General features: G+C 53.1%; 1 protein-coding gene and 1 pseudogene. Both read right to left on the bottom strand.

What is annotated here, in order from left to right:
• Positions 1-160 precede the first annotated feature (160 nt).
• Positions 161-797: pseudogene (locus tag C7N83_RS13730) on the bottom strand (IS1595 family transposase).
• A 124-nt stretch (positions 798-921) separates the two neighbouring features.
• A partial coding sequence (gene gltX, locus C7N83_RS13725) for a glutamate--tRNA ligase (RefSeq protein ID WP_106743270.1) occupies positions 922-1,969 on the bottom strand: 1,048 nt, incomplete at its 5' end.

Here is a 1,969-nt window from a genome sequence, read left to right as displayed (position 1 = left end):
ACCGCCGCTGGCGTCCTGAAGCAGGTAAAACCCTGCCGCAGATTCCCGAAGGCATCGGGCCGGTGGTGCGTTTCAAAACCCCGCTGGAAGGCGCTACCGCGTGGTACATGGTTTCAGACGGCATATTGTGCGGAAGAAATAAATAAGGGGTTGACGCAGATTAGCCCCAAACACCACACCATTTCCGCAGCATTTCAAGCTGCCCGGACGGTACGCCAAAGTCAAAGCGGAACCCACATCCTTTCAAGGACAGCGGGCAAGATTTACGGCCAACCTCATTGTATTTGCGCAAGACGCACTTCGCCCGGTTCCAACAATTTCCAATGCCGCCGATAGGGTTTTGACGGTCTGCAAAAAGCTGTGAACGGTTGATACGCTGATGCGCGAACCCGCCCGCATCAAGCACGTCACGGCCCCTGTCACTACCGGTATAAACAATGCCGTCAGGTGTTGTTTGCTGTTTGATAACCGGAAATAAGGCATCCTTTCCGTTATTCCCCGCAACGGCGGTACCGACCTTTCCCTGCCGCTTTAAGATGCCGCACGCCCGCGTTTACCTTTACGCCGACCGCCGAAATAACCCCCGTCCGGCCCGGTGGGGCCTCTCTGAAAACCCCGCCGGCTGCCTGTGCCAAATGACAGGCTGTCACTTGGCGGGTTTTGCGGTAGGACAGCATAGCCCAACCGGGTTGGGTACCCAGAATATCAACGGCTGCACGGGCCATTACTTCCGGTATAAAAAACCGGAGAAGTTTTCTTTGGGCATTCTTTGTTAATTTATAATTGGTTATCTTTATTTTTGCCGTCTGGCATGACTGCTAATCTGCTTCAGCCCCTATAATTTAGTAAAAAGGCCGTCTGAAAAATTTTACTTTCAGACAGCCTGTGATGCGGTACGGCAACCTATTCCATACCTAGCTGCTAGCTGCGGAGGCGGCGCAATACTTCTTCTTTGCCGATTAAGGCCAATACTTCGTCCACACTCGGGGTTTTGGCGGTGCCGCACACAGCCAAGCGCAGCGGCATGCCGAGTTTGCCCATTTTGATGTTTTCTTCGTCGCAGAAAGGTTTGAACAAATCATGAACCGATTCGGCATTCCAGTCGGCCACACCTTCGAGCTTTTCTGCAAAGCGCAGCATACGCGCGGCGGCTTCATCGTCCCAATGTTTTTGCACATCGGCTTCAGCCGGCGTTTGTTTTTGATAGAAATACAGGCATTCGTCGGCCAAGGTATTTAAATCTTGCGCACGGTCTTTCACCAAGGCCAATACATCTTCCAGCGGCGGACGGGTGATGTTGGTCAAACCGCGAACAGCCAAACGCGCTTTCAGCAGGTCGGCTAATTGGTCGTTGGGTGTGATTTTGATGTGTTCGCCGTTGATCCAGTAGAGTTTTTTCAAATCCATGCGGCTTGGTGACGGGGAAACGTCTTTCAAATCAAACCATTCGATGAATTGTTCCATCGTAAAAAACTCGTTGTCGCCATGCGCCCAGCCCAAGCGTGCCAAATAGTTCAGCATGGCTTCGGGCAGGATGCCCATCGCGTCGAAATCGGTAATCGCCACAGTGTCACCGCTGCGTTTGGAGATTTTTTTGCCATGTTCGTTGAGAATCATCGGCAGGTGGGCGTATTCGGGCAGGGTGGCGCCGATGGCTTTTAAGATATTGATTTGTTTCGGGGTATTGTTGACATGGTCGTCACCGCGGATTACGTGGGTTACACCCATGTCGTAATCGTCCACTACCACGCATAAATTGTAGGTCGGCGTGCCGTCGGCGCGGGCGATAATTAAGTCATCCAGCGCTTCATTCGGAATGCTGATGTTGCCCTTCACCAAATCGTACCACGCGGTAGCGCCTTCCAGCGGGGTTTTGAAACGCACCACCGGCCCGATGCCTTCGGGAATCTGCGGCAGGGTTTTACCTGCTTCAGGACGCCAGCGGCGGTCGTAAGTGGCGGTGCCTTCT

Origin of the sequence: Neisseria iguanae (assembly GCF_003013245.1) — a bacterium.
Taxonomy (GTDB): domain Bacteria; phylum Pseudomonadota; class Gammaproteobacteria; order Burkholderiales; family Neisseriaceae; genus Neisseria; species Neisseria iguanae.
This window is presented reverse-complemented; position numbering and strand designations above follow the sequence as displayed.